The sequence below is a fragment of the Frankia tisae genome (assembly GCF_025403405.1).
Taxonomy (GTDB): Bacteria; Actinomycetota; Actinomycetes; order Frankiales; family Frankiaceae; genus Frankia; species Frankia tisai.
This window is the reverse complement of sequence record NZ_JANEZT010000543.1, coordinates 1-3085: the sequence shown is the minus strand read 5'-3', so window position 1 is coordinate 3085 and position 3085 is coordinate 1. Positions and strand designations below refer to the sequence as shown.

Here is a 3085-nt window from a genome sequence, read left to right as displayed (position 1 = left end):
GGGTGATGAGGGGCGGGTGCAGGCCGACCACCGTCGTGGTGTCCCAGCCGCGGCGAGCCTCGACTGCCCCGGCCTCGACGGTATCGGCCTTCGCCTCACCCAGCAGGTCAGCCAGCAGTTGCTTCGCGGTCGGGCGTCGGTCCGGGTTCTTGTGGAGTGCACGGGCGACGATCGGCGTGAGGTCTGCAGGCAGTCCGGACAGGTCTGGATCGTCATAGACGACCCGGCTGGCCAGCTCGCCGAAGTCGCCGTCGCCGAACGGCGTGCGTCCGGTCGCCGCGTACACGACCACCCCGCCCCAGGCGAAGATGTCCGCGGGATACGAGACCTCTATCCGGGCCCCGAAAAGCGCCCGCTGGGCCTGCTCGGGAGCCATGTAGGCGGGAGTCAGCCACTGCGGGACGCCCGGCTCGGCGTTGTCGTCGAGGTCCTGGCTGGCCAGGGCTGACGCTACCCCGAAGTCGATGACCCGAGGTCCGTGTAACGCCAGCAGGACGTTCGCCGGCTTGAGGTCTCGGTGTACCACCCCCGCGTTGTGAATGGCACGCAGTGCCGTCGCGACGCCGATCGCGAACCGCTTTGTGTCGTTGCCCGACAGTAATTCACCCTCGATGATCTGACGGCGCAGGTCCGGGCCGTCGACGTATTCCGTCGCGAGGAAGGGCGTCGGCCCCATATCGGCGTCAAGAACCGCGGCGGTGCAGAACGGCTGGACCTGCCGCGCGTTGTCGATCTCTCGGTGGAATCTTGCTCGAAAACCCTCGACATCGACATACTCGGGCCGGATTACCTTTACCGCGACCGGTCTGCCCTCTTCGGAGGTGGCAAGGTAGACCGTCCCCATGCCGCCTTCGCCCAGTAGCCTGCGCACGTCGTAGTTGCCTATCCGGCGCGGGTCCTGCGGCCGCAGCGGTTGACCGGGTGACGGCACCTCCGGATACGCTCCCGTCATCCTCGTGGCCCATCCGTTTGCGACCTGCCCGCCGGGGTCCCGCGCGGGCAGGGCCGGTGCGCGTCGATCGGTTTCGCGTGGACTTCCTGCCCTGGGATGCTCACGATGTGTCCCGGGACACGATGGTTCCATCCCGTGAGCCTGTCAGCGCACGTCACATCCGTCCCCCGATTGGACGTGACCGACTCCTTGGTCGGTCTGCTCCGGGATGCCCCGGCGGCATGAGAGATCATACTGTAGCAAAACGATCCCACAGGTCCCATTGGCCGACCATCGATATAGGCCGCCCTGGCCACCATTTACACGCCAGGCCTGGATCCGATCCAGGCTCGGATCTTTCGCGTGGTGGCGGGTGGGCCCGGTGACGCTTGCCCGCCATTTTTGGTGCTGGGTTGTGTTTTCCGATCGCCAGGTGTTGGCTTGTTGCGGTGTGGGGTGGGTTGCCAGTCCACGTAGTCGACGCATCGCCTAGATCGGGCATCGACAGCAGGCTAAGGAGTATGGGCGAGCCTACCCAGAAGTACTCGATCACGATGCCGCGGGACGTTGCGGAGGCCGCCCGTGCCCGCAGCGGCCCCTCGAGACTGTCGGCCTACGTCGCCGCAGCTGTCGCCCGGCAGATCGAACGCGACAACCTCAACGAGCTCATCTCGGTCGCCGAGGCCGACCACGGGCCGATCGGCGACGAGGAGATCCAGGCCAGGCGGGACATCCTGCTGCAGGCTCGTCGCCACCAGCAGCGTCCCGCCGACCCGCCCGCGGCGTGACCCGTCCGGCCACGGTGCCGGGCGGCACCCTGGTCCTGGACAGCTAAGGGCTCGCCAAGGCCGTGCAGCGGGACCGTGACGTCACCGGCTGGCTGGCGCTCGCCCGCGCCGACGACACGCGGGTGATCACCAGTGCGGTGACCCTCGTCGAGGTCAAGATCTGATGGCCCATGACTACCTGTCTTCTCAGCGCCGAAAAATCTGTGCCCGCTGCAGTAGACATCGGGCGCTCCCCTGGGTAGAGTTCATGTCGTACACAAGAGAGTCCATGGTCGAGGCAGACAGGAACTGCCCCGAGCGGGACGGCAGCCAAGACGGGCTGCCGAGCACAAGCAAGACCAGGCAGGATCGGCAACATCCCATCAGGCAAAGCACGAGAAGAGAGGAGCAGACGCCATCAGGATCGCCGGGGCGAGGTTCTAGCTCGCTCGGCTACCGCAGGCCCCAGATTGGAAGGTGGTCCCCGGTCACGCATATGCGATCCCCGCGTACCCGCCCTCTGGGGGCGGCTCCGCGGAATCAGAGTCCCGGCCCCACCGGCCGGTAGATGGTGTTGAACCCTCGGGACCCTGGTGCCTTCTGGCACCAGGGTCCCTCGACGCGTGCTCGAGAGGCGCGATGACCCCTGGAACCACCCGCAAACCGTCCGACAGCCTCGACGACGACAACTACCCCGCCTACACCATGGGCCGCGCAGCCGACATGCTCGGCACCACCCCCGCGTTCCTACGGGCCCTCGGCGAAGCCGGTCTGATCACGCCCCTGCGTTCAGACGGCGGCCATCGCCGCTACTCACGCCACCAACTCCGTCTCGCCGGTCGTGTCCGCGAACTCGTCGACGAGGGCACCGCGATCGAGGCCGCCTGCCGCATCGTCCTGCTCGAGGACCAGCTCGCCGAAGCCCGCGGGCTCAACGAACAGCTCCTCAACGAACAGCTCCGCGAACAGGCCACCGGGCCGTTACCCACCGAACCTCCCTGACGAGCAGGCCAGCCGGTCAGCAGGGACAAGCCGGTCAGCGCGGGGGTCGGTCGGCGGCGACGACTGCCAGATCGCGGTGCTGCCAGGTGACCGTGATGTCGAATCCGACCTGCTGGAGCCAGCCGAGCTGGTCGGGCAACCGGCTCGGTTTGTCGTGGATGCCGTCGACGGGGGTGACGGCATCCACGGGGTCGTCGGGTACAACCACATCCGCGAGCACGAATCGGCCGCCCGGTGGCAGGACGGCGGCGATCCGGCCGAACAGCTCGACCTTGCCCGGCTCGTCCAGGTGGTGCACGGCCAGCGCCGAGAACACCAGGTCGAACGGGCCGGCCGGGAGCGGGTCCTCGAGCCTGCCGACGCGCAGGTCCGCGGGGGGCAGGCG

Annotated in this window: 4 protein-coding genes; 2 read left to right on the top strand and 2 right to left on the bottom strand. The window is 67.9% G+C overall.

Annotated elements, in window-relative coordinates:
• Positions 1-952 (bottom strand): serine/threonine-protein kinase (locus NBZ85_RS29535; RefSeq protein WP_261560537.1); only part of this gene is annotated, 952 nt, incomplete at its 3' end.
• Positions 953-1452: 500 nt separating this feature from the next.
• Between NBZ85_RS29535 and NBZ85_RS29530 the strand changes: the two genes are divergently transcribed.
• Together NBZ85_RS29530 and NBZ85_RS29525 are read left to right on the top strand one after the other, a co-directional pair.
• Positions 1453-1719: a hypothetical protein gene (locus NBZ85_RS29530; RefSeq protein ID WP_261560538.1), complete on the top strand. Its 267-nt coding sequence runs from the start codon at positions 1453-1455 to the stop codon at positions 1717-1719.
• A 618-nt stretch (positions 1720-2337) separates the two neighbouring features.
• Positions 2338-2700 carry a MerR family transcriptional regulator gene (locus tag NBZ85_RS29525; protein ID WP_261560539.1) on the top strand — a complete coding sequence of 121 codons (363 nt, stop codon included), beginning with the start codon at positions 2338-2340 and terminating at the stop codon, positions 2698-2700.
• A gap of 34 nt (positions 2701-2734) precedes the next feature.
• Here the strand turns inward: NBZ85_RS29525 and NBZ85_RS29520 are convergent.
• A partial coding sequence (locus NBZ85_RS29520; RefSeq protein ID WP_261563215.1) for a class I SAM-dependent methyltransferase occupies positions 2735-3085 on the bottom strand: 351 nt, incomplete at its 5' end.